The organism is Morganella sp. B601 (genome assembly GCF_051172335.1).
Taxonomy (GTDB): domain Bacteria; phylum Pseudomonadota; class Gammaproteobacteria; order Enterobacterales; family Enterobacteriaceae; genus Morganella; species Morganella morganii.
The window spans coordinates 700571-723472 of record NZ_JBPIZE010000001.1; the positions used below are offsets into that span (position 1 = coordinate 700571).

Here is a 22902-nt window from a genome sequence, read left to right on the forward strand (position 1 = left end):
GTGAAGGCACCACCGGAATCACTCACTTTTCCTGACCTGCACGGATAGCCGCCGCCAGTTCAGCCAGCTTCTTATCATCTGCCCGCTCACAGTCGTGGGATGACAAAAATCCCGGATACTGTGTGTAAAACGCGGGTTGTTTATGTTCGATCGGCCGCCATTCTGTCATATCGGCTGTACCATGCATCGGGCTGAGTTTACTGTGGATATGATCCACCCCGTAGCCCTCGAAAAACATACCGCAGCGCGCGACATCCGGAAATGCCTTTTCCAGAACTTTTGCCACTTTTTTGGTCGCCAGCACCAGCCCGGTCAGAACATCATCTTCCAGGTCAAACGCATAGCTCGGGTAATGCGCTTTCGGGATCACCACCGTAAAACCGTCGGTGTTGGGAAATATCGACAAAAATGCCAGATAATGCTCATCTTCCCAGATCTTATGGCAGGGGGCTTTCCCCGCCGCGATATCACAAAAAATACACGCCATTTATCAGACTCTCCCGGTCAGTGAACAGGTCGTATCCAACATACAGGATAGGGCACGGAAATACCATTATGCAGGCGGTAAATCAGCCACTTATGGAAAACTTTATTATTTTCAGTAAGTTGCTATAATGGGTGAACGTTCACAACAATGAGGAGTTTATTATGCGAACTAACAGAGCTGCGAGACGTTTGTTAGGAATGCCCTATACATACAGTAAAGGGAAATCAAAAATTAACATCTTTATTGCAGCTGCCGCAGATGAAAACGCGGAAAAAATCCCGCAGGCGCTGAAGTCAAAAAGCAGAATCTGTGTCATTCAGGACGATAATAAGAAAACCCGGACTTATCACAAAATCGAGACACATTATCCGGGCTATATGGCATGCTGATACCACTGCACATGTGATAACGACATGATGCAAATAAGAAAAGGGGCTGAGGCCTCTTTTTTAATGTCTGAAACGTGCAATCGCTCGCAACCTGAACAAATTATGTTTATGCTGACAGCACAATAATTAAAACCATTCAGCATGTGATTACGGCAGGGGAAGATGGACTATCTGTATTACGCAGGGCAGGGGCTCGGTATTGTTGCATTTATTATCGGTACGACGGTTTTTGTCCAGCGCAATGAGCGGAAGCTCAAAATCCGGTTATCAATTTACACCGCCATTATGGCATCCCACTTTTTTCTGCTTGGTGCATATCCCGCCGGGATCAGTGCCTCGCTCAACAGCATCCGGACTTATGTGTCTATCAGCCATCGTCAGCGTTGGGTGCTCTGGTTATTTGTTTCACTGACACTGGTTCTGGCGGTGCCGAATATCCGTACATGGCAGGAAGTGCTGCCGGTAACGGGCACCCTGATGAGCACCTTTGCGTTTTTCCTGCTGACGGGATTGCGTATGCGGTATGTTATCTGGTGTTCAACAGCCTGCTGGGTGGTGTATAACGCCTGGCTGGGAACGGTCGGCGGCACACTGATTGAATCGACGTTTCTGGTGATCAACGGCTGGGCGATTTTCCGTTTCCGGCGTCTGATAAAACAGGGAATTAATCCGTTCAGTTAAGCGGTTGCGGCTGCTCATCCGGAGGGAGCGTGTCTTCCGGATCATCCGGAATTCCGGGGGTGTCGTCATCACCGGAGCCGGTTTCGCGCATTACCTCGTTACACATAAAGTAGAGGTTGGGACGGCGTTTGGTGATATATTTCAGGCGGAGTTCGCACTCATGTCTGGTATAGATATCTTCCGTGACCGGCAGTGCCTCGCAGGCATCGTCGCCGCAGGTACTCACCAGTAGCACAAATCCGATAGTTTCTAACATAAACATCCGCCGGTTTTATTTCAGAGGCGCTATTATGTCGTAAATGGTTGCCTGTCGTCCAGTTTTTATACGGCAAAGGGGTCATCGCCGGCATCATTATGCCACCGGTATTCAATGTGTTGTGCGATCTCTTCCGCTGCGGCCTCACCGTGGCGATCAGCAATAAATGCCAGCGCCATATCCGTGCCCGCCGATACACCGGAAGAGGTATAAAAACGGCCATCCGCACACCAGCGTGCCTTTTTCACCCAGTTTACCTGCGCGGACAGGGAGGTTACCCACTGCCAGGCACGTTTATTGGATGTCGCCCGTCTGCCGTCAAGCACACCGGCCGCTGCCAGAAGAGCCGAACCGGTACAGACGGAAAGGCACCATTGTGCATGCTGTGCTGCCGTACGCAACGCCGTGAGCATGCCCTCATCACTGACCAGCTGCCGTGTGCCCTGGCCACCCGGCACCAGCATTAACGCGGTTTTCTCCGGCTCAAATACCGTTGTTATTATCTGTGCCCCCTGTGAACTGGTGATCACACCACCGCTGAGAGAGCAGTAATTCAGTGTGTAATGCGGGGAACGGCCGAAAATCTCAGCAGGGCCGAACACATCCAGGGTTTCAAAATCGTCGAACAGCACAATATCGGCTTGCATCAGTGTGATCTCATTTGCGGAAGGCTGCTTAAGATGTAACGCATCCGTGCAAATTATACAACAGCGGATATTTCCTGCCGGACATTGCCTTTGCGGATGTATTTCGTAGCTCAATCCCGGTGGAAATGTAACCGTTTCATTGAAAAATGTGGCGGTAAGCGATAACTTTTACTTGAACAGTGCAAATGGTAATGATTATTATTGTCAGTACTATTTGTATAATGACAATGAGGAATCAGCATGCGTATCGGGATGAGTGTGGCAGCAGCATTACTGGGCGTGGTATCAACCTCTGCCCTGGCACTGGAATATCCGCTCGGACAACCTGTTATCAAAAATGGTATGGAGATTCAGGGTGTATATCTGCAGCCGATTACCATGGCAGTGGAAGGCAAACATGAAATGCATCACCTCGCGGCGGATAAGTCAGACATCCACCTGGAAGCAGATATCCACGCCGTTGAGGAAAACCCGAACGGCTTCGCGGAAGGGGATTGGATCCCGTATCTGAAAGTGGATTACAAAGTCACTAAACTGGATGATCCGAAAAAAGCACAGTCCGGCACCTTTATGGCGATGGTTGCCAGCGACGGCCCGCACTACGGTGAAAACCTGAAACTGGATGGTTACGGTAAATACCGCGTCGAATACCGCATCTCTCCGCCGAGCATGAACGACAACGTGGCTTTCGGTCGTCATATCGATAAAGAAACCGGTGTTGCTCCGTGGTTTGAGCCGTTTGATGTCTCCTGGGACTTCGAGTATGCCGGTACCGGCCGCAAAGGCAGTTACTGAGTTTATTATTTAAGGAAAACAGCAGGCCGGTAACCGCGGTCTGCTGTCCGGACACCGGATGTCACTATCCCGCTGAGGTCACTCATGAAACTCGTTGTTATGGCACTGTGTTTATCGGTGCTCTCCCTTATATCACTGCCCGCCGCAGCGGCAGAGAAATTCACTGTCGAACTGGAAATGAATAACGGCGAACTGACACCGCCGGTACTGAAGGTACCCGCGAAAACGCCGATCCGCATTAAAATCTCCAATACCGGTACCGAACCGGTCGAATTTGAAAGTACCCAACTGCGCAAAGAGAAAGTGCTGGCTCCGGGGGCATCTTCCGTGGTGGTGATTGCACCGCTCAAACCCGGAAAATATACCTTTTTTGATGATTTTCATCTGTCGCATCCGGCCGGTGAGATCATCGCGGAATAAGTGTCAGTTCACAGGAATTAATTATGGGACAGGTTCTTTTTGTCGTCTGGCGTGAAAGCTTTGAAGCTCTGCTGGTGGTCGGCATCATCTATGCGTGGATTAAACAGCACCCGGATGCCGCCGCAGGGCGTCGCTATCTCTGGGGCGGAGTGGCACTCGGTGTTGCGCTGTCACTCTTTCTCGCACTGCTTATCTATGGTGTGTTTAATGTGCTGGATGACAGCGGCCAGACATACTTTATGATCGGTATGTCGCTGTTTGCTGCGGTATTGATCGTGCAGATGGTGTACTGGATGCAGCAGCACAGCGCATCACTCAAATCCGGTATTGAGCAGGAGATGAATGACAGTGCCCGGCAGCACTCCTGGTGGGGCGCGTTGTTTATTGTGGCGATCGCGATAGCCCGTGAAGGCAGTGAAATCGTGGTGTTCCTCTCCGGTATTGTGATGGGGCTGAATGCAGACAACATGTGGTCATTTACCGGGGAAGTCGTGGCCGGTATCGCGGTAGCGGCACTGACGTTGTGGCTGTTCCTGTTCACTTACCGGAAAATTGCCTGGAAATGGTTTTTCCGTATCACCGGTATTGTGCTGTTGTTCCTTGCCTGTTCGCTGCTGCTTAAGGGAACGGAAGAAATCGTCAACCTGCTGACCGAACATGATATCGAACTGAATGATTTCCTCATCTATCCGCTGTGGGATACCACCAACTGGCTGGATGACACCGGTACCACCGGCAGCTTCCTGGCCAGCCTGTTCGGTTACCGTGCGCAGCCTATCGGCCTGAGTGTCATTACTTTTGTGGTGTACTGGCTGGTGATTATTGCGCTGTTCTGCCGCAGAGGAAAAAAACATGCGGATTAACCGGACTGCCGTACTGGTTCTGGCATCACTGCTACTCAGCGCTCCCGGCTATGCGGAAAAATACCGTGCAGGTAATCCGGATACCGGCAGTGATGTGGTGATCGCCAAAGGGGATATTCCGTCACCGGAAAAATTCCGTCCGGTTGTGGCGGATTACATGACGATGATGGGGAAACAGACAGCTGCGGCTGAACATCAGCTGCAATTGCTGCAAAAAGCGCTGGCCGCGGGGGATATGGCAGCTGCACGGCAGGCTTATATTCAGGCACATTATGATTATGAGGTTATCCGCGCGGCAGTGGTGGTTTTCGGCCACGCTGACAGGGTCATTAACCCTCATGCCGGCTATTTTCTCAGCCGCGAGCAGGATCCGAAATTCACCGGGTTTCACCGCATCGAATATGCACTCTTTGCCCAAAATGATCCCGCTGCCGCTCAGACCGCCACCGCCGATCTGCTGCGCAATATTAACGATCTGAAACAGCGGATCGACGTGGAAACCCTCCCGGCGGCAAAATTGGTGCAATCTGCGGATGACAGTATTGAGCTGATTCTCAGCACTAAACTGAGTGGTGATGAAAACCGCTACAGTCGTTCAGATCTGTCAGATATCGCCGCCAATATTGAAGGGGCCCGGCGCATTGTCAGCGGGCTGGCGCCGTTATTATCCGCAAAAACCAATGAGACACTCAGAAAGCAGTTTGCGGGGCCGGATGCGGTAATAGCCCGTTACCGGGATACCCGGGGGCAGTATGCGGAATATGAGAAACTGACACCGGAAGATAAACAGCAACTCTATGCAGACCTGACGCTGCTGGCAGAATCTCTGGCACAACTGCGCGCTGAACTGAAAATAGACGTGTATTACAAATACCGGAATGAACCATGAAACACGGCAAAGTGAATCTGACTGAGACAGAAGAGTCTGTCAGTCTCAGCAAACGAAATACCCTGAAATGGCTGGGGGCAGGGAGTGTTCTGTTGTCCGGCGGGTTACCGGCTTTTTCTGCTGCCGCAGCACCGGCGGCGTGTGATAACAGCGCGCGGCTGCGGGAAATTCCGTACCTTGGCAAACATCAGGCCGGGGTTATCACACCGGAGCAGAAAGAGGCCATTTTTCTGTCACTGAACCTGACCGTTAAAACGCTGGATGAGGTTGAAGATGTTTTCCGGCGGCTGACCGGTTGTATTGCGGAACTGACCCGCAACCGTCAGGCGGCGGCACCGGGTGATGACAGAATGCCGCCGGCGGAATCCGGAATTCTCGGTACGGCACTGACGGCGGATGCACTGACAGTGACGGTCTCTCTCGGCCACTCCCTGTTTGATGAGCGTTTCGGTTTATCGCCACTGAAACCACAAAAATTTACAGCCATGACGGCGTTCCCGAACGACAGGCTTGATCCGGACTGGTGCGGCGGGGATATCCTGCTGCAGTTTTGTGCCAACAGCCGTGAAACGGTGATTTATGCACTGCGTGAAGTGTTGCGCCGCCTCTCAGGCCGGGTAGCTCCGTTGTGGAAAATTGACGGTTTTCTGCCCGCACGGGATATTGAATGCCGCACAACACCGGTTAACCTGTTTGGCTTTAAAGACGGTACCGGTAATGCCGATGCCGGTGATGATGCCCTGATGAACGACCTGGTCTGGATCACCGGCCGGGAACCCGCCTGGGCGGAGAACGGCAGTTATCAGGCGGTACGCCTTATCCGTTTTGAGCTGGAATTCTGGGACCGGACACCGCTGGAAGATCAGGAAAATGATTTTGGCCGTCACAAAGCCAGTGGTGCGCCGATGGGAAAAGAGCATGAGCACGACGACCCGGACTTTAAGCAGGATCCGCACGGTGACCGGGTCTTATTTGATTCCCACATGCGCCGCGCTGAACCCCGCTCCACAGAGCGGCATGTGGCCAAACTGCGCCGCCGCAGCTACAGCTACTCGCTGGGGCTGACCCCGTCCGGGCAACTGGATATGGGGCTGGTATTTATCTCCTTCCAGAAGGATTTGAAAAAAGGCTTTATTGATACCCAGAAGCGGCTGAACGGCGAACCGCTTGAGCGTTACATCAAACCGTTCGGCGGCGGATACTATCTGGTATTGCCGGGGATTACCTCAGAGAAAAGCTATCTGGGTGAGACACTGATTGCTGCCGCGAGGGAGCAGGGCAGATAAGAGGATACCGGGCGGTATCCTCACCCGTGCTGTTTTATCAGAGCAACGCTTCCGGGGATTCCGGTAAAATCTGGCCGCCGTCAATAATGATGGTCTGTCCGGTGATGTATTTAGCTTCATCAGAGGCAAGGAACGCCGCAGCATAACCGATATCTTCCGGCTCACCGAGCGTGTGCGTCGGAATAGTGGCACGCATCTGGTTCAGATAGGTTTCACCCTGTGCTTTCAGTCCTTCAGTCAGGATATTGCCCGGCTGGACTGCGTTAATGGTGATCCCGAGACGGGCATATTCCAGCGCGGCACTGCGCATAAAGCCGAGCTGTGCAGCTTTGCTTGCGCCGTAATGGCTCCAGCCCGGAAAGCCGGTGACCGGACCGGTAATGGAAGAGGTAATCACGACCCGGCCATATTTTTGTTCTTCCATCACACCCAGCGCGGCCTGAACCAGGAAAAACATCCCCTTCACGTTCACCTTCTGCATGGTATCCCAGTCCTGCTCCGTCATGGATTTGATGGTGCATTGCGGGAAAATACCGGTATTTGAGCAGAGGATATCCAGACGACCGTACTTTTCTCTGACCTTACTGATAACAGTGCGGCACTGAGACTGAGAGGTCACATCCAGTGCCATAAAGTCTGTTTCCAGCTCTGCAGCGGTTGCGCTGCCGGTTCTTTCATCAATATCGGCGATAACAATGGTAGCACCGCCCTTTTTCAGCGCGGTGACGATGCCGCGCCCGATCCCTTTGGCGCCGCCGGAAACCACTGCGATTTTACCTGTCAAGTCGAACATATACATTCTCCTGTTTACCGGGGTTAACACTTAAGTCGTAAATCATTACAGCATGGCTGTCCCGGAATGCAATGGCAAAGCCGCCATGATTGAGGAAGTATGAGGATTGTCACACCGGCAAGTATCTGCAGGGTGAGCAGGATGTTGTAACAGATAATTGTGGCAGCGGCGCATAAAACCATTCTTATGACTGAATCGATTTTAGCAAAATAACATTTTCTTCCGTTTTAATGCTGTGCAGCAATGGATTTATCACATGGGCTGATTATTTTCACAGTAAATATTAAATCTGAAAAATCGCAATATTGAAGTCTTAAATTCTTATCCGTCTGTCGTAGTTGGCTTATGTTGACATTAGCGACTATACCCACAGACAAAAACCGGCTATTTCCGTCCGGGAGAAAATAAAAAGGAAAAAATCGGGTTATAAAAAAATAGCCAGATATCATTTTTGATTATTAAAAATAGCATTCAGTAAATTAATATTTTTCATTGTTTAATTTTGGTTTAAAGATGTCTTATAAATAAAATTGTCACAAATTAAATATATATTTAATTAATTGCAAGGTTAAAAAAAACACAGATTCAGGCCAAAAAAACAGCCATTTAGCTGTTTCCTAAAGTGAACACTTTTTCGGGCTGTCAGGCAAAAAAACGTTACGATTTATGTCATGGAAATGTAACACTTCGGCTATAAATGGGAATCATTAACATATAAATAAATGATTTGATGATTTTTTATCCGAATTTGGCTTGGGTTAGCACCCGGTGATAATGCGTGCAGAACAACTGAACATGTTACGATCTGCCGCAAATCAGGGTTGCAATGAGTAAAAAACATTCAAATCTTTAATAAACAATCAGATATAATATTTATAGTGATTTGAATCACATTGCATTTTCAGGATTGTTAAAAAAATCAGGATATTTTGCTGTAAGATGAGGCCTTGGTAAGATTAATTTTTGTCAAAATACATGCCCTTTTTTACGTGACGGGATCATTTGTACGTCTTTTTACGCAGTTATTTTTTAACAAAAACATAGCATGGATAACAAAAAACGGGAAAGGGATTGCATTGCGCAACTAAATGTTAATCCCATTGCCGATATTTAACAAATACTCAACATTAAGTCATTTTCATTTAACTTGAAATGAAATATAAAACATTAAAAAAGACAGAAAACCGAAAGAAGTTTGGATTGGATCACACGTTGAGAAAGTTTTTCGGGAATATTTTAAAAATATGATTTGAAATACAGTTGTTTTTAAATTTGTCGGTATAGTTAGACTCAATTTTAATATATATAAAAAGATAGGACGAGGTTTGTCATGATTACATACGATCTGCCGGTAACCATTAAAGATATCATTGATGCACAAAAAACCATCAGAGGACATGTCTATAAAACGGGTATGCCGAAGTCCAACTATTTAAGTGAAAAGTGCAACGGCACAATCCACTTAAAATTTGAGAACATGCAGCGCACAGGTTCATTTAAACTCCGTGGTGCATTTAACAAGTTAAGTTCGCTGACACCAGAAGAAAGAGCACAGGGCATCGTTGCCTGCTCAGCCGGTAACCATGCTCAGGGCGTTTCTTTATCCTGCGCTATGTTAGGTATCAACGGCAAAGTTGTTATGCCTACCGGTGCACCAAAATCCAAAATTGCAGCAACCTCAGATTACTCTGCAGAAGTTGTTCTGCACGGTAATAACTTCAATGACACGATTGCTAAAGCAAGAGAGATCATTGAGCAGGAAGGCCGTATCTTTATCCCGCCATACGATGATGAAAAAGTAATCGCAGGTCAGGGGACTATCGGTCTGGAAATCCTTGAAGATCTGTATGACGTCGATAACGTTATCGTTCCAATCGGCGGCGGCGGTCTGATTGCCGGTGTTGCAGTTGCTCTGAAATCCATCAACCCGACTATTAATGTGATCGGTGTCCAATCTGAAAACGTTCATGGTATGGAAGCATCATATCGTGCTGGTAAAATCACGACCCATCGTGATGCCGGTACTGTGGCAGATGGTTGTGATGTTTCGACTCCGGGCAGTATCACGTATGACATCGTGAAAGAGCTGGTGACAGACATCATTCTGGTAACAGAAGAAGAAATCCGCGAAAGCATGATTGCGTTAATCCAGCGCAACAAAGTAGTGACCGAAGGTGCCGGTGCACTGGCGTCTGCTGCGATTCTTAGCGGGAAACTGAAAAAATATATCGAACACAAGAAGACAGTCAGCATCATTTCCGGCGGGAACATTGACCTGACTCGTATCTCTGAAATTATTGGTACCCACGAAAAATAATATTTGCATAGTCTTTTAAAAGGAAAAGCAACATGAGTACTGACAAAACCCAGATTCCGGCTGAGTATAAAAGCTGGCGTAAATCGGACACGACCTGGACACTCGGTCTGTTCGGTACTGCTATAGGTGCAGGGGTACTATTCTTCCCGATCCGTGCCGGTTACGGTGGCCTGATCCCGATTCTGATCATGCTGGTTCTGGCATATCCGATTGCGTTCTTATGTCACCGTGCATTAGCACGTTTATGTCTGTCAGGCAAAAATCCGTCAGGCGATATCACAGAAACTGTTGAAGAGCACTTTGGTAAAGGCGGTGGTGTTGTCATCACTTTCCTGTACTTCTTCGCAATCTGTCCGCTCCTGTGGATCTACGGCGTAACCATCACCAATACCTTTATGGCATTCTGGGAACAGCAGCTGGGCATGATGCCGCTGAACCGTGGTGTGGTTGCACTGATTCTGCTGTTAGCAATGGCTGTCATTATTTACTTCGGTAAAGATCTGATGGTCCGCGTAATGAGCTACCTGGTATTCCCGTTCATTGCCAGCCTGGTACTGTTATCTCTGGCTCTGATCCCTTACTGGAACACTGCCGTATTTGAAAGTGTGAACGCAGACAGCTTCCAGCTGTTCGGTCACAGCGGTATCCTGGTAACAGTATGGCTGGGTATTTCCATCATGGTGTTCTCTTTCAACTTCTCACCAATCGTATCTTCTTTCGTGGTATCAAAACGTGAAGAATACGAAGCGGCGTGCGGTAAAGATTTCACCGAGCAGAAAGTTAACAAAATCATCTCCCGCGCAGGTTTACTGATGGTGGGTGTGGTTATGTTCTTCGCATTCAGCTGCCTGTTCGCGCTGTCTCCGGCTAACATGGCTGAAGCGAAAGAGATGAACATTCCTGTTCTGACTTACCTGGCTTACCACTTCAACAACGTGGGCGGCGCTAACGGTACTCTGGCGACTATCCTGGTTTGGGCTGCACCAATCATCGCACTGGTTGCAATCTTCAAATCCTTCTTCGGTCACTACCTGGGTACTCTGGAAGGTATGAACGGTCTGTTACTGAAATTTGCTTTCGGTGGCGACAAAAACAAAGTCAGCGTTGGTAAACTGAACCTGATCTCTATGGTCTTCATCATGGGTTCTACCTGGTTCATCGCTTACATCAACCCGAACATCCTGGACCTGATTGAAGCAATGGGTGCACCAATCATCGCATCACTGCTGTGCTTACTGCCAATGTATGCTGTTAACCGCGTACCGGCTCTGAGCAAATACAAAGGTCAGGCATCTAACTACTTCGTTACCATCATCGGTCTGCTGACCATCGGTAACATCGTGTTCAAACTGTTCGTATAATTCTGCTGACAGTTAATGACTGAAAACCCGCACTCACCGGAGTGCGGGTTTTTTTTGCGTTGTAATCGTGACCCCGCATCCGGAATCAAATTCATGTTATGGTAAATAAATCATCCGGATAATAAATGGAATAAACAGGAGTCTGTATGAATGTTATTGATGCCGTGCGCCAGCGCAGAGCAACCAAGAAGTTTGATCCTGATTTTGTAATCCCGCTTAACGAGAAAAAAGCACTGTTGTCACTGGCGATGGAAAACGCCCCGAGTGCCTTTAACCTTCAGCACTGGCGGCCGCTGCTGGTGGAGGATCCGGCACAACGCCGCAATATCCGCAAAGTGGGCTGGGATCAGCCGCAGATGACGGACGCCTCCATGCTGGTGATTTTATGCGGTGATGTGGCAGCCTGGAGTTCCCGTCCCCGTGAAATCTGGCGTGATGCCGACCCGCTGGTGCGGGATTTTATGGTCAATGCGGTTGATAACTACTATCGCGGTAAACCGGAAACCCAGCGTGATGAAATTATGCGCAGTGCCGGTATTTTTGCCCAGACGCTGATGCTGCTGGCAAAAGCGCAGGGATATGACAGCTGCCCGATGGACGGATTTGATTTTAATGCGGTGGCTGAAGTTATCGACCTGCCGGAAAACTATGAGATCTGCCTGATGGTGGCGATTGGCAAATCCGCCGGTGAGCCTTATCCGCGTATCGGTAAACTGCCTTTTGATCAGCTGGTCAGCATTGACCGCTTTCATCCTGATATGCCGTAACATTATCTGCCTGTCTCCGGCTGCTGTCTCCCGGCAGCCGTCTCCTTTCATGTTCTCTGTTTCTGTTGAATCATCACTGAAATCAATTTTTAATCGTGAGATATATTTATAATATTCAGTCTGTTACCTGAAGAATGTCATCTTTATTAAATAACGGTTTAACCAGGCCTTGTATAATTTACGGTAAATTTATTGAAAATTCAGAAAGGAGTTCTGTGTGATTTCAGTATTGGTGGCAAATGCGAATGAATTTTACCGTGCAGGGATTGGGGCCATTATCACGGCAACACCGGGTATGAAAATGGCGGGGGAGGTCAGGGACAGCACCGGGGCGGTGCGCTGGTGCCGCGATAACCATGCGGATGTGGCGCTGCTTGATATCGGTTTTCCGGTGATGAGCGGCCTGGAAGCTGCCAAAAAAATCACCCGTTATACCTCCGAAACCAAAGTGATTATCCTGACAGATGAACACAGCCTGATCTCACCATATAAAGTGATGAACAGCGGTGCGGCGGGGTATTTGTATCAGAGCAGTGATCGTGAGGATTTACTGCACGCCATCCGGATTATCAGCCGGGGCCAGCGCTATGTGGCGCCGGATATCGCCCAGCAGACCATTCTTGACACCCGTCTGCATGCACATGACAGTAATCCGCTGGATAAACTGAGTCACCAGGAGCGCCAGGTGATGGTTATGATAGCGCAGGGCATCAAAGTCACACAAATTGCCGACAAAATGTGTCTCAGCAGCAAGACGGTGAACAGTTATAGATATAGAATATTTAATAAGCTGAATATTAATGGTGACATTAAACTCACTCATCTGGCATTGCGCTACGGACTGATCCATATTGACAGCGTGGTGCCAGATGAATGAATAAACACTGAGAGCAGAGAGTTTGTACCCTGTATGGAAAAAGCGGTTGTAACTGAATTCGATGCGAAAGCATTTTTAAAAACTGTGACCAGCCAGCCCGGTGTATACCGGATGTATGATGCTGAAGGCACAGTGATTTATGTCGGGAAAGCCAAAGATTTGAAAAAACGGCTTTCCAGCTACTTCCGTACGCAGGTTTCGGGAAAAAAAACCGAGCAGCTGGTTAAAAATATTGCTCAGATAGATGTCACAGTGACGCACACGGAAACAGAGGCGTTACTGCTGGAACACACCTATATCAAAAAATATCAGCCGCGTTACAACGTGTTGTTGCGCGATGATAAATCCTATCCGTATATCTATCTGAGCAGCAATGACAAACATCCGCGGCTGGCTGTTCACCGCGGGGCCAAACACGCCAAAGGGGAATACTTCGGGCCGTTCCCGAACGCCTATGCTGTGCGTGAAACGCTGGCATTGATGCAGAAACTGTTCCCCGTCCGTCAGTGTGAGGACAGCGTCTACCGCAACCGCTCCCGCCCGTGTCTGCAATACCAGATTGGCCGCTGTCTGGGGCCGTGTGTCAAAGGGCTGGTGAGTGATGAGGACTATGACAGAGAAGTGAACCTGGTCCGCCTGTTTCTGGAAGGTAAAGATCAGCAGGTGCTGACAGAACTGGTGGAAAAAATGGAGCAGGCCAGTCAGGCACTGCGTTTTGAAGAGGCTGCCCGTCTGCGGGATCAGATTCAGGCTGTCCGTGCTGTCACTGAAAAACAGTTTGTCACCGGCTCCGGAGATGACCTGGATGTCGTGGGTGTTTATTTTGATGCCGGTCTGGCCTGTATCCATGTCCTGTTTATCCGCAACGGCCGCGTGCAGGGTAGCCGCAGCTACTTCCCGAAAGTCCCGGCAGGTACTGAGCCGGATGAAATCGTACAAACCTTTATCGGCCAGTTTTATCTCCAGGGCAGTGAAAACCGCTCATTACCGGATGATATTCTGCTGGATTTCCCGTTACCGGAAAAAGAGATTATGGAAGAAACCCTGTCTCAGTTTGCCGGCCGGCGGATCCTTATCCAGCCGAAACCGCGCGGTGACCGGGCCCGTTATCTGAAGCTGGCACACACCAATGCCGTGACCGCGCTGATGACAAAACGGGCGCAGCAATCCACTATCGCGACACGCATGAAAGCCCTGTCAGAACTGACCGGCATTGAAACCATCAACCGTATGGAATGTTTTGATATCAGCCATACCATGGGTGATCAGACGGTGGCTTCCTGTGTGGTTTTTGACAGCAACGGGCCGGTGAAATCGGAATACCGCCGTTACAATATCACCGGTATCACGCCCGGGGATGACTATGCGGCGATGGATCAGGTGCTGCACCGCCGCTACGGCAAACATATCGGCAATGAAAAAATCCCCGATGTTATTTTTATCGACGGCGGTAAAGGCCAGCTCGGTAAAGCGATTGAAGCCTTTGACGGCCTGGACGTGGACTGGGATAAAAACAGACCGAAACTGATCGGTGTGGCAAAGGGCAGTGACCGCAAAGCGGGTCTGGAAACCCTCTTTTTTGCCGCCTCCGGGGAAGGGATGGCGCTGCCGCCGGACTCACCGGCGCTGCATGTGATCCAGCATATCCGCGACGAATCCCACAACCATGCGATCACCGGTCACCGGCAACGCAGGGCAAAAGTCAAAAACACCAGTGCGCTGGAATCGATAGAAGGTATCGGGCCGAAACGGCGGCAGATGCTGCTCAAATACATGGGCGGATTACAGCCGCTGCGTAACGCCAGCATCGATGAAATCGCCAAAGTCCCGACTATCTCGTATGCACTGGCGGAAAAAATTTTCCATGCACTTAAGCATTAATAAACAGGGCTTATCTGTGCGGCGGATAAGAGAATTTTTTCAATAACAGCGGTGAGTTATCTGTAACTGTGGTAGTATGATGCTATCCGGTAGGATTGCGCAGAACCTGAAAATCACGCAACAGGCCCCGGAATCAGCGGGGCGGTAATATGTGCCGGCAGATGCGCAAGCGGCTTTTTCATCTGACTTATAAAATAATGGCTCCGTTATGCGATTAAATATCCCTACATGGCTGACTCTGTTTCGCGTTATCCTGATACCGTTCTTTGTCCTCGCCTTCTATTTGCCGTTCAGCTGGGCACCTGTTGTCAGCGCCGCTATTTTTGTCATTGCTGCGATGACAGACTGGTTTGATGGCTTTCTTGCCCGCCGTTTAAAACAAACCACCCGTTTCGGGGCCTTCCTGGATCCTGTCGCTGATAAAGTGATGGTGGCGACCGCACTGGTACTGGTAACAGAATACTATGCGGTCTGGTGGATAACGTTGCCTGCTATCACAATGATTGCCCGTGAAATTATTATTTCGTCACTGCGTGAATGGATGGCGGAGCTGGGCAAACGCAACAGTGTTGCGGTTTCCTGGATGGGGAAAGTCAAAACCACGGCACAAATGGTGGCGCTGGTGGGACTTATCTGGCGGCCGAATGACCTGACGGAAATTGCTGCTTTCATCCTTTTCTACATTGCAATGATCCTGACTTTCTGGTCTATGTTCCAATATTTACGCGCTGCATGGGCGGATTTGAGCGAAGCCTGATCGATATGCTGTAAAAAACAGCGAACGATCATTTTTCATGAATTAAGCGGTTGACTCACAGCGTGAAATCAGTAGAATGCAACGCATCCGAACGACACAGCGGTTTACGAAAACAAATAAGTAAATCAGTAAGTTCAGAGATGCGGGAATAGCTCAGTTGGTAGAGCACGACCTTGCCAAGGTCGGGGTCGCGAGTTCGAGTCTCGTTTCCCGCTCCAGGGCGCGTTGGCAGAGTGGCCATGCAGCGGATTGCAAATCCGTGTACCTCGGTTCGACTCCGGGACGCGCCTCCATATTCAGCCCAGATGGTGAAATCGGTAGACACAAGGGATTTAAAATCCCTCGGCGGCAACGCTGTGCGGGTTCAAGTCCCGCTCTGGGCACCATATAAGAATTCATTGATTTATCAGTGGGTTAGAGTTAAAAGAGAGCGACCTGTATGGTCGCTTTTTTTGTGCCCTGAGTCACACTTCACTATATTTTCACTATATAATTTCACTATATTCTCTCCTTCAAACTGTCTTTTTCTGACCACCGACAACAGGAACAACCACCACTTTTCTGTCATACCGGGCTGTTTGAGTGATATTTTTATGTCCCGATATTTTCTGTTTTTCTGACAGTGGTCCATCGAGATCTGAAATACCTTTAGCCTTCAAATCATGAAAGGTGAAGTTAAAATTCAGGTGCGGGAATTTTTTAGCTGCAGCCTCTTTGGCCTTTCGCCAGCGACTGTTGAAACCATCCCGTGTATACCCGGATCCTCTGGATTGATGAAGTACATAAATACTGCTGATACCAGAATCAAGGGGGAGAGTATTACTCAGGTTTATAGCTGCATGCAGGCGCTCCGTCCATGCCTTTATTTGTGCTACACCTGTTTTTCCCTGCTTAATGTAAATACCATCCTCTGTTAATTGCGAATAAGTTAATGCCAAAACATCAGCTTGCCGGGCTGCGCAGAGATACGCTATTTCCATTGCTATCCTGACAACTACAGGGGATACGGAATAGAGCGCATTATATTCATCATCTGTAATATAGCGCTCCCTGGCTTGCTCCTTGAATTGCCGCACACCTTTACATGGATTGCTTTTTACCAGTCCGCGCTCATAACCCCAGCCAAAAACACGGGATAGCAGCGTTTTTTCCCTGTTTGCCTGTGTCGGGCTTTTAGTGCCGCGCTTATCCATATATTTACGGATATGCTCAGGCTTTATATTATCAGGCTGCATTTTCCCGAATACAGGTAATAGCTTGCCGGAATATTTACGATAATCTTTCTGTGTTTCCGGTGACAGGTTAGTAAAGTCGGCGGAAATGAAAAATGAGTTAAACAATGCTGTCAATGTTGCCTCATTTTTCTGATCGTCTATCAGTTTTTCGTATGCTACCCATACCTCAGCCTGAGTACATGAAAAATCACAAAGCCGGATTGTTTTGTTATCCGGAGTAATAAATTCAAAAGCAGATCTGCCCCGTTTAACCCGCTTTGGCATCCAGTTATCAGCAGGATTTTTCCTTTTCCTCCCCATAATCACATAGCTCCGAAGTCAGGTTCTTCTGATACCGGTAATGCCTGCCGTTTAGCCAGCGGGCTATTAAAATGCGCCCAGGTTGTTTTTGGATATCCATCCGGCCGCTTTATAAAAAAGATACCGGCGCGCTCTAATACCTCACACTGCTTTGACGGGAATTGATAGCCGGTCAGTTCTATCATTTCGTCCGGGGTAATTACGTCACTCTCGTTTTTCATTTTGGTCTTGCCTCATCATCAATAAAATAAGAAGGTCGGCTGTATCGCATGAGCGTTTAATATCTGCCGGAGTGCATGGTCTGTTTTTTACACTCGCAGCCAGGCGGCCTAATTTAATATCAAAGTCGGTCAGTAATTGTTGTCCTGGTTGCCACGGTTCCATGATGTTTTCCCCTGTAATGGTATTGGCATCATGGTAATCACCGTGGCGGAATAAAACTGATTATGCTTAATCAACTTTTTGTCTGAGAAAAATCGGCCGAGATAATTTCATCAATCAGATAGCACTCTGAAAAAATACCCTTCACGATCAGTGCTTCTTTATCCATCAGACAATTTTGCTCATCGGGATAAACGTAGCCGTAGGGCTGATATTCGCAGCTGGTGGCAGAGCAAATCAGCATGAACAATCCGTATATCATTTGCTTTCATCCTTCTGCTGCGGTTCGTTACGGGCCTCAATTTTCACCTGCGGAGGCAGGTCGTAATACACATCACACCGGCGGTCTGTATGGATGTAGCCGTGACTGCCGTCAGGGAACGTGAGCTTTACCGGCCGGTCTTTGTAGTGTTGGTGTTTTAGCATTGGTCTGCCTTATCGTGACATGTCACACTGAAACAAAGTGCCCGATTGCCGGGCACCGTGGGTAATTACCGGACCATCAGTGAACGTTCACCAATTTCAATTCGGGCGCCAGGGACTTCAACACCATTTTCCAGCGCTTCTTTGATGGCTTTTTTATCCGGTGACACGATGGTTTGTACATCAACGAGTGAATCAGGGATAAGTGATTCATCGTCAATAACTACTGATGCCCGACCTTTTGCCGCAGTAAATGTGTTTTTCACTGTTTTCAGTTTGTCCTGGCCGGATGCCAGTAAGCAGGTTAGTGCATATTTTTTTAGGTCTTTGGCCTGACGCTTAAATGACTTTTCACGATCCGCCAGGCGTTTGGCTTCTTCACCCAGCGTATTTGCCTGCCCTTCAAGGTTACGGACGTGGATCATAATCGCGTCCAGTTTATCGCCGAGTGCGCCCTCGATACCTTCCAGTGTGTCGGCTATTTCTTCCGGGGTGAATTCACCGGTCTCTACCAGTCGTTGCAGTTTTTCATAGTCTGCGGCTAATGCGATAGCGGTTGTACTCATTGGTCTGCCTCTTGTTTTTCAGTCAGTGCGGTTAAACATTCATCTTCAATAGCTTTCAGGCGGCGCAGGCGGCCCTCGAGGTATTTCTGATATTCTTTATCGCCACGGGATTTTGCATTATTAACATGTACGGAAATCTCCCGTGACAGGGTGGATGCGATACCACGCAGCTCATTGGTCGTGACTGCCGTCCGCATAGTTTCCGTGTTGCGTTTAAATTTCTCGTCCAGCTCCTCGCGGATCCGGACGCTGTCCTCTGCGTTCTCGCTGGCCGCTTTGATTTCAAATTCCATTTTATTTTTGATGAGATATTCAGGGTTATCGTGCATACCCATGAACACATCAGAAGAAAACCCGAGCATTGACAGTGCTTTTTTAATCGCGTCTGTCAGTGATTTTTTGATGACTTCACTATCAACTTTTATGCCGTATTGGGTCTGATAGCGGTATGGTGTCGCACCGTAGCTTTCAAAATAACAGCGCTCGCCATCTTTGCTGCGGTACCAAAACTGGATTTTTATTGAATGATTTTGCTCGCAGAACAGAGAACCGTCTGCGTCACGCAGGTAACGCAGAGCAATCTGTTTGTTGTTTTCCAGAACAGGTTCAGTCAGCGGTTTGCCGTCCAGGAATTTTTCTTCAACCACCTCATAGCCCCAACCTTCACCGATCGGTCCGAAAATTTCGGTAGCACGCATAAACATGTAGTTACTGTTAATGCTGGTACCCTGAAATCCCGCTCCCTCTAAAGGCTTGGTAAAGCGTGGATCTGTGCGCTGTACCTGCTTCCAGATACTCAGGTTATCCGTGTCTGCCAGAACCGCGGCAATCACCTCGGCGCGGCTGCGGAAGTCATCAGTAGCGGGTTCCTCGGCGTGAACCGGTTTCGGTGTCTGCGCTATGGTGCTTGGTTCATCGTTGGCCGCTACTTCCGGAGCTGGTTTCTCTGCCGGCTTATCCGCTTTTTTAGTACGGGTGCGTTTTGGTTTTTCCGGTTCTGCAGCTACGGGGGATTTATCTTCCGTAATATCCGGACCGGACCGGCCTGTTTCCTGGTCATGACAGTTTTCCGCCTGTGTTATGCCGATATGGTCAGCCACAAACTGTTTACGGGCTGCCGCATCGCTCATCAGGTCAGGTAATTCTTTTCCTTCACGTACGACAGCAAAGACTGTTTCACGCGGGATCTGCAATGCAGTCGGGATAATACGGAACTCAGTAGACCAGCGCCGCCAGCTTTCATCTTCATCACTGATCAGCTTTTTCGCAGCGGTAAGTTTGCTTGGCTGAATTTCCCATGGGTCAAAATTACCGGGAAGAAGGGCGAGGGCTATTTCCTGATCCAGTGTCGCGTAATTATGTTCAAAATTACGTTGCTTTTGCTCCGGGACAGGGAGTTGCCCGGTGGCCGGTTCTGTAGGGAACAGGTATTCTTCTGCCAGCTTTTGTGCTTCTGCTTCGGTAATACCATCCTGAGCTTTTTCCAGAACAGTATTTACCAGCGCTTCTAAATCCTGTTCATTCAGCAGGGAAACCGTGCGTGTGGCCGCGATACCTTTTGCAATATTCCGGATCTGCGGGTATTCATCACTTTCGTGAACAAAATCGACCGCTTTGCGGTACTCATTGCGGGTAAATTGTGTTTTTTCATACAGCATGATCGCCGCAATACGAACGACTGGTGCCGTTTTTGCAAACACTACCATTTCTTCTTCACGTTTCTGCCAGTCGGTACCGTTGAACTCGTACTCTTTGGCAAAATGTTCATCAAAACTATCGCCGGCCGGTGCTGGTTTGCCTGCCTGAGCTTCGCAGATTATTGGTGCCGCCACATCAAACTTCCCTGTATTTTCAGGATAAGTTTCCTCCAGCATCACGGTGGCCATTGCTCTGGCCATCTTCTTGGAATTGGCGGAAATAGTGATTGCTACAGTTACAGCTCCGTCTTTAAGTGCCGCATCTATGGGATTAAATGCACAGATATAATTGGTCATTGGTCTTGCCTCTGGTCAGTAAGGTAATGCTTCGTCGTCTTTGGAAATTACTTTGCCCTCCAGGCATAGCAGCGCCTGTATCTGGTCTTCCAGTAATCTGGTTTTGGCGGTTGCATCAGCAAGGATCTTGTTTTGTTCTGCACGTAAACTGTCAATTTCGGCCTGAACTAAATCGAATTTGCTGACTGAGGGGACAGGTAATTCAAGCTGGTGTTCGGCAACAGGGAAGCCCATGCCGTCAGTTGCTTTGAATTTGTGGGTGTATACTGAATACGCGATACTTCCGTCAAACCGCTTTTGTGCATGGACGTAAAGCGTGACTTTGAGGGGGTTAGGTTGTGCTTTCATAGCAACTCCTTTAAAATGATGTTTCCAATGATTCGTCATTGGTCTTGCCTCTTCTGACGGTTGGTCCCGTCAGCAGAACTCCGGATTAGCTTTGGTCGGCGACTCCGGGTAAAAGAGCCCACCTCGGTGGGTTTTTTTACGTCTGAAATATAGTGCCCGTCTTTCCGGGCTGTCAGGTCGTCTTGCCTCTTCTGCCATCTTCGTGGCGTTATTTGTTTCCTGGTGCTGGCGTAAAACTGTGAACGTTTATCCTGAATACCCACTGTGGGGTTTTGATGGAGACAAATCTACAAGCAAAAACTGAATATTGCAAGTCTGAGTTGCAAATAAAACTTGTAATTGCGGGCGTTAAAAATTACAAGGAGTATAATTCCTTGTAATTTAAAGTTTAATGTTGAATGGGGATTTAGGCGTAGCGCTTGTAAACTCTGGACTGACTAATCAGCACTTTTCCGGCAATGAAAAATTTATCTTCGTCTTCTTTCGTGATTTGCCAGTCACGATAATTATTATTATCGGAAATAACTGTAAGCTGATCTTTAATCATCTGTAACCGTTTGATATGTAATGTTTGTCCGTAGACAAAAACATATACACCATCGCCATCAAAGTAATTTATGTGGACATCAATAAAAACTTGGTCACCAGGATTAATTGTACCTTGCATACTATCACCGGCAACAGTGATCATTTTTATGTTTTCACTTGGCCGGTGTCCAAACAGGCGTAAAGCTTCATCGGAGGTGTATTCAATCGATCTGATCGTCTCCATGAACTCACCTTTTGTTATGATGCCGGGGCCAGCACTGGCTTCAACATCAAGTAATTCAACAAGATATGAATCATTTTTTTTTGCTGTAACACTCTGCCGGGCTGGTCCTCCAGATATATCGTCCATTAAAAACCAGTGTTCCGGATAGCCGGACACAGAAGCCAATGCAGATAAATTTGTTCCGCTTGGTGCCGTTTTCCCGCTTACCCAGAATTGGACTGACTGAGGTCTTACACCAATTCTGCGGGCAAGATCAGACTGTGACCATCCATTCTCTGTGAGAACCTGGCTGATTCTGGCTGCTGATGTTTCATTAGGATTCTTTTTCATAATGTCATATTACAAGGTTTTCTTGTACTCATCACTTCAAGAAAAACTTGAAATCACCAATTTGTAATTGTAAGATTAACTTGTAATCAGGTTAAGGAGACCGATATGACACCAAATCTTAAAAGCAAAATTGTCACACTGGCCAACCAGTCAGAAATTGCCCGCAGGTTGGGAATAAAACCACAAACGGTAAATCTGTGGTTTAAAAACGGAGTGCCGGCACAAAAAGTTTTAAGTCTGTGTGAGTGCCTCAGCTGGAAAATAACCCCCCATGAGGTAGCGCCAGAAATTTATCCGAACATTGCTGATGGCTTACCCGACCGTGGTGAATTATCTCAGCTAGCCAGTTAAAAAACTGATTATTCATAATCAATTTCGCGACAGGAGACGCAAAATGATGAATAACAATCAAATAATTAAGGATGAGATTGAATTATGGGCGGCAGAGAAGGGACAGGAGCATGTCGCAATCGAAATTAGCAGGGCGCATTTTTTAATACTGTGTGGTGATAAACCGTCACGCCTGTACTCGATAGAAGACGGGGCCGGTAACGCAGATTGGAAAGCGATTAATAACAACAGGCAGCAAATTTTCCGTTGGTTGCGCGGTAATTCTCCGGCAGCAGACAGAAAGTTCAGTGAGCTGATCCCGGCAATCAAAATTGCATTACCTGCTGACCGGTTGGCGCGGGTTAACGGGGATGAGTCGGTTAATTATCTGGCTTCCCTGGCAATCAAAGAATTTGCTGCAGCAATCAGCGAAACACTTTTAGGCAGTCGTGACATGTCACAGTACATATCAAAAGCAGTAACCGCATTAAATGCGATGCGCATGACCAGCGCATGAGAGAGGCAAAGACCAATGCTGAATACAACTGAAAAAATCACCTATCGCAACGGGTTTATGCATAACGGAAAACCTGTGGGCATTGAACAGATACGGCCCATTTTTGAAGGTCGTCGTGTGGCAGCCCTCAATGTATGGGAACAGTATGAGCAACAGAAAGCGAAATTACTGCAGCGCAATCTGACCCCTGAACAGTATCAGAACGCATGCCGCGATATTGCCAGAGCACTGGGGGTGTGA

At 48.3% G+C, this 22902-nt stretch carries 29 protein-coding genes and 3 tRNA genes; 19 read left to right on the plus strand and 13 right to left on the minus strand.

Annotated elements, in window-relative coordinates:
- Positions 1-22 precede the first annotated feature (22 nt).
- The gene (locus ACSBQN_RS03405; protein WP_004240268.1) at positions 23-487 is read right to left on the minus strand and encodes an HIT family protein; all 465 of its coding nucleotides are present in this window, start codon (positions 485-487) and stop codon (positions 23-25) included.
- A gap of 161 nt (positions 488-648) precedes the next feature.
- Between ACSBQN_RS03405 and sra the strand changes: the two genes are divergently transcribed.
- Both sra and ACSBQN_RS03415 read left to right on the plus strand, forming a co-directional pair.
- Complete coding sequence (gene sra / locus ACSBQN_RS03410; RefSeq protein ID WP_015422863.1) at positions 649-876, plus strand: stationary-phase-induced ribosome-associated protein; 228 nt, start codon at positions 649-651, stop codon at positions 874-876.
- 162 nt (positions 877-1038) lie between these two features.
- Positions 1039-1557 (plus strand): YgjV family protein, encoded by a 519-nt coding sequence (locus ACSBQN_RS03415; protein ID WP_201894049.1) that lies wholly within the window; start codon positions 1039-1041, stop codon positions 1555-1557.
- On the opposite strand, the gene ACSBQN_RS03420 is transcribed toward ACSBQN_RS03415, so the two are convergent.
- A complete protein-coding gene (locus ACSBQN_RS03420; protein WP_236595616.1) occupies positions 1550-1813 on the minus strand; it encodes a hypothetical protein in 264 nt (87 codons plus the stop codon). The genes ACSBQN_RS03415 and ACSBQN_RS03420 overlap by 8 nt on opposite strands.
- 65 nt (positions 1814-1878) lie before the next feature.
- Positions 1879-2460, minus strand: a complete 582-nt coding sequence (locus ACSBQN_RS03425; protein ID WP_036418574.1) for a DJ-1/PfpI family protein — start codon at positions 2458-2460, stop codon at positions 1879-1881.
- Positions 2461-2700: 240 nt separating this feature from the next.
- Between ACSBQN_RS03425 and ACSBQN_RS03430 the strand changes: the two genes are divergently transcribed.
- The 5 genes from ACSBQN_RS03430 (at position 2701) to efeB (ending at position 6713) form a co-directional block, all read left to right on the plus strand.
- Positions 2701-3255: an iron transporter gene (locus tag ACSBQN_RS03430; protein WP_004240274.1), complete on the plus strand. Its 555-nt coding sequence runs from the start codon at positions 2701-2703 to the stop codon at positions 3253-3255.
- A 99-nt stretch (positions 3256-3354) separates the two neighbouring features.
- Complete coding sequence (locus ACSBQN_RS03435) at positions 3355-3675, plus strand: cupredoxin domain-containing protein (protein ID WP_004240277.1); 321 nt, start codon at positions 3355-3357, stop codon at positions 3673-3675.
- Positions 3676-3698: 23 nt separating this feature from the next.
- On the plus strand, positions 3699-4538 hold the full coding sequence (locus ACSBQN_RS03440) for an FTR1 family iron permease (RefSeq protein ID WP_024473496.1): 840 nt from the start codon (positions 3699-3701) through the stop codon (positions 4536-4538).
- A complete protein-coding gene (locus ACSBQN_RS03445) occupies positions 4528-5427 on the plus strand; it encodes an EfeM/EfeO family lipoprotein (RefSeq protein ID WP_024473495.1) in 900 nt (299 codons plus the stop codon). The genes ACSBQN_RS03440 and ACSBQN_RS03445 overlap by 11 nt, the downstream gene beginning before the upstream one ends.
- Complete coding sequence (gene efeB / locus ACSBQN_RS03450) at positions 5424-6713, plus strand: iron uptake transporter deferrochelatase/peroxidase subunit (protein ID WP_024473494.1); 1290 nt, start codon at positions 5424-5426, stop codon at positions 6711-6713. Before ACSBQN_RS03445 ends, efeB begins: the two co-directional genes overlap by 4 nt.
- A gap of 37 nt (positions 6714-6750) precedes the next feature.
- Here efeB and fabG read toward each other — a convergent pair whose 3' ends face one another.
- Complete coding sequence (gene fabG / locus ACSBQN_RS03455) at positions 6751-7506, minus strand: 3-oxoacyl-ACP reductase FabG (RefSeq protein ID WP_024473493.1); 756 nt, start codon at positions 7504-7506, stop codon at positions 6751-6753.
- Between the two features lie 1330 nt (positions 7507-8836).
- On the opposite strand from fabG, the gene tdcB reads away from it, so the two are divergent.
- The 9 genes from tdcB to ACSBQN_RS03500 all read left to right on the plus strand — a co-directional run bounded on the left by tdcB (position 8837) and on the right by ACSBQN_RS03500 (position 15852).
- On the plus strand, positions 8837-9823 hold the full coding sequence (tdcB, locus tag ACSBQN_RS03460) for a bifunctional threonine ammonia-lyase/L-serine ammonia-lyase TdcB (protein ID WP_004240287.1): 987 nt from the start codon (positions 8837-8839) through the stop codon (positions 9821-9823).
- A 32-nt stretch (positions 9824-9855) separates the two neighbouring features.
- On the plus strand, positions 9856-11184 hold the full coding sequence (tdcC, locus tag ACSBQN_RS03465; protein ID WP_004240288.1) for a threonine/serine transporter TdcC: 1329 nt from the start codon (positions 9856-9858) through the stop codon (positions 11182-11184).
- Positions 11185-11330: 146 nt separating this feature from the next.
- Positions 11331-11951: a nitroreductase family protein gene (locus ACSBQN_RS03470; protein WP_004240289.1), complete on the plus strand. Its 621-nt coding sequence runs from the start codon at positions 11331-11333 to the stop codon at positions 11949-11951.
- A gap of 217 nt (positions 11952-12168) precedes the next feature.
- Positions 12169-12828, plus strand: a complete 660-nt coding sequence (locus ACSBQN_RS03475) for a response regulator (RefSeq protein ID WP_024473492.1) — start codon at positions 12169-12171, stop codon at positions 12826-12828.
- Positions 12829-12861: 33 nt separating this feature from the next.
- On the plus strand, positions 12862-14709 hold the full coding sequence (gene uvrC, locus ACSBQN_RS03480; protein ID WP_337137010.1) for an excinuclease ABC subunit UvrC: 1848 nt from the start codon (positions 12862-12864) through the stop codon (positions 14707-14709).
- Positions 14710-14917: 208 nt separating this feature from the next.
- A complete protein-coding gene (gene pgsA, locus ACSBQN_RS03485; protein WP_004240294.1) occupies positions 14918-15466 on the plus strand; it encodes a CDP-diacylglycerol--glycerol-3-phosphate 3-phosphatidyltransferase in 549 nt (182 codons plus the stop codon).
- 142 nt (positions 15467-15608) lie between these two features.
- Positions 15609-15684 (plus strand) — tRNA-Gly (locus tag ACSBQN_RS03490).
- 1 nt (position 15685) lies between these two features.
- Positions 15686-15759: transfer RNA gene (locus ACSBQN_RS03495), tRNA-Cys, on the plus strand.
- 6 nt (positions 15760-15765) lie between these two features.
- Positions 15766-15852 (plus strand) — tRNA-Leu (locus ACSBQN_RS03500).
- A 126-nt stretch (positions 15853-15978) separates the two neighbouring features.
- Here the strand turns inward: ACSBQN_RS03500 and ACSBQN_RS03505 are convergent.
- From ACSBQN_RS03505 to ACSBQN_RS03545, 9 genes are all read right to left on the minus strand, one after another.
- Entirely contained in the window at positions 15979-17001 is a 1023-nt protein-coding gene (locus tag ACSBQN_RS03505) for a tyrosine-type recombinase/integrase (RefSeq protein WP_434991593.1), read from the minus strand.
- 2 nt (positions 17002-17003) lie between these two features.
- Complete coding sequence (locus tag ACSBQN_RS03510) at positions 17004-17222, minus strand: DUF4224 domain-containing protein (protein ID WP_214214161.1); 219 nt, start codon at positions 17220-17222, stop codon at positions 17004-17006.
- Positions 17206-17385 carry a hypothetical protein gene (locus tag ACSBQN_RS03515; protein ID WP_036423362.1) on the minus strand — a complete coding sequence of 60 codons (180 nt, stop codon included), beginning with the start codon at positions 17383-17385 and terminating at the stop codon, positions 17206-17208. Before ACSBQN_RS03515 ends, ACSBQN_RS03510 begins: the two co-directional genes overlap by 17 nt.
- Before the next feature lie 70 nt (positions 17386-17455).
- On the minus strand, positions 17456-17626 hold the full coding sequence (locus tag ACSBQN_RS03520) for a hypothetical protein (RefSeq protein WP_201894050.1): 171 nt from the start codon (positions 17624-17626) through the stop codon (positions 17456-17458).
- Between the two features lie 14 nt (positions 17627-17640).
- A complete protein-coding gene (locus ACSBQN_RS03525) occupies positions 17641-17808 on the minus strand; it encodes a hypothetical protein (RefSeq protein ID WP_004240298.1) in 168 nt (55 codons plus the stop codon).
- A gap of 65 nt (positions 17809-17873) precedes the next feature.
- Positions 17874-18371 carry a siphovirus Gp157 family protein gene (locus ACSBQN_RS03530; RefSeq protein WP_087825573.1) on the minus strand — a complete coding sequence of 166 codons (498 nt, stop codon included), beginning with the start codon at positions 18369-18371 and terminating at the stop codon, positions 17874-17876.
- On the minus strand, positions 18368-20365 hold the full coding sequence (locus tag ACSBQN_RS03535; protein ID WP_434991594.1) for a hypothetical protein: 1998 nt from the start codon (positions 20363-20365) through the stop codon (positions 18368-18370). The genes ACSBQN_RS03530 and ACSBQN_RS03535 overlap by 4 nt, the downstream gene beginning before the upstream one ends.
- Before the next feature lie 15 nt (positions 20366-20380).
- Entirely contained in the window at positions 20381-20713 is a 333-nt protein-coding gene (locus ACSBQN_RS03540; RefSeq protein ID WP_036423353.1) for a hypothetical protein, read from the minus strand.
- Positions 20714-21119: 406 nt separating this feature from the next.
- Positions 21120-21815 carry a S24 family peptidase gene (locus ACSBQN_RS03545; protein WP_369444805.1) on the minus strand — a complete coding sequence of 232 codons (696 nt, stop codon included), beginning with the start codon at positions 21813-21815 and terminating at the stop codon, positions 21120-21122.
- 105 nt (positions 21816-21920) lie between these two features.
- Between ACSBQN_RS03545 and ACSBQN_RS03550 the strand changes: the two genes are divergently transcribed.
- Genes ACSBQN_RS03550 through ACSBQN_RS03560 form a run of 3 tightly spaced genes read left to right on the plus strand, consistent with a single transcriptional unit; the run spans position 21921 to position 22902 of the window.
- Positions 21921-22166, plus strand: coding sequence for a transcriptional regulator (locus tag ACSBQN_RS03550; protein WP_036423348.1), 246 nt, complete (start codon positions 21921-21923; stop codon positions 22164-22166).
- Positions 22167-22209: 43 nt separating this feature from the next.
- The gene (locus ACSBQN_RS03555) at positions 22210-22662 is read left to right on the plus strand and encodes a toxin YdaT family protein (protein ID WP_434991595.1); all 453 of its coding nucleotides are present in this window, start codon (positions 22210-22212) and stop codon (positions 22660-22662) included.
- A 15-nt stretch (positions 22663-22677) separates the two neighbouring features.
- Positions 22678-22902, plus strand: a complete 225-nt coding sequence (locus ACSBQN_RS03560; protein ID WP_367142921.1) for a hypothetical protein — start codon at positions 22678-22680, stop codon at positions 22900-22902.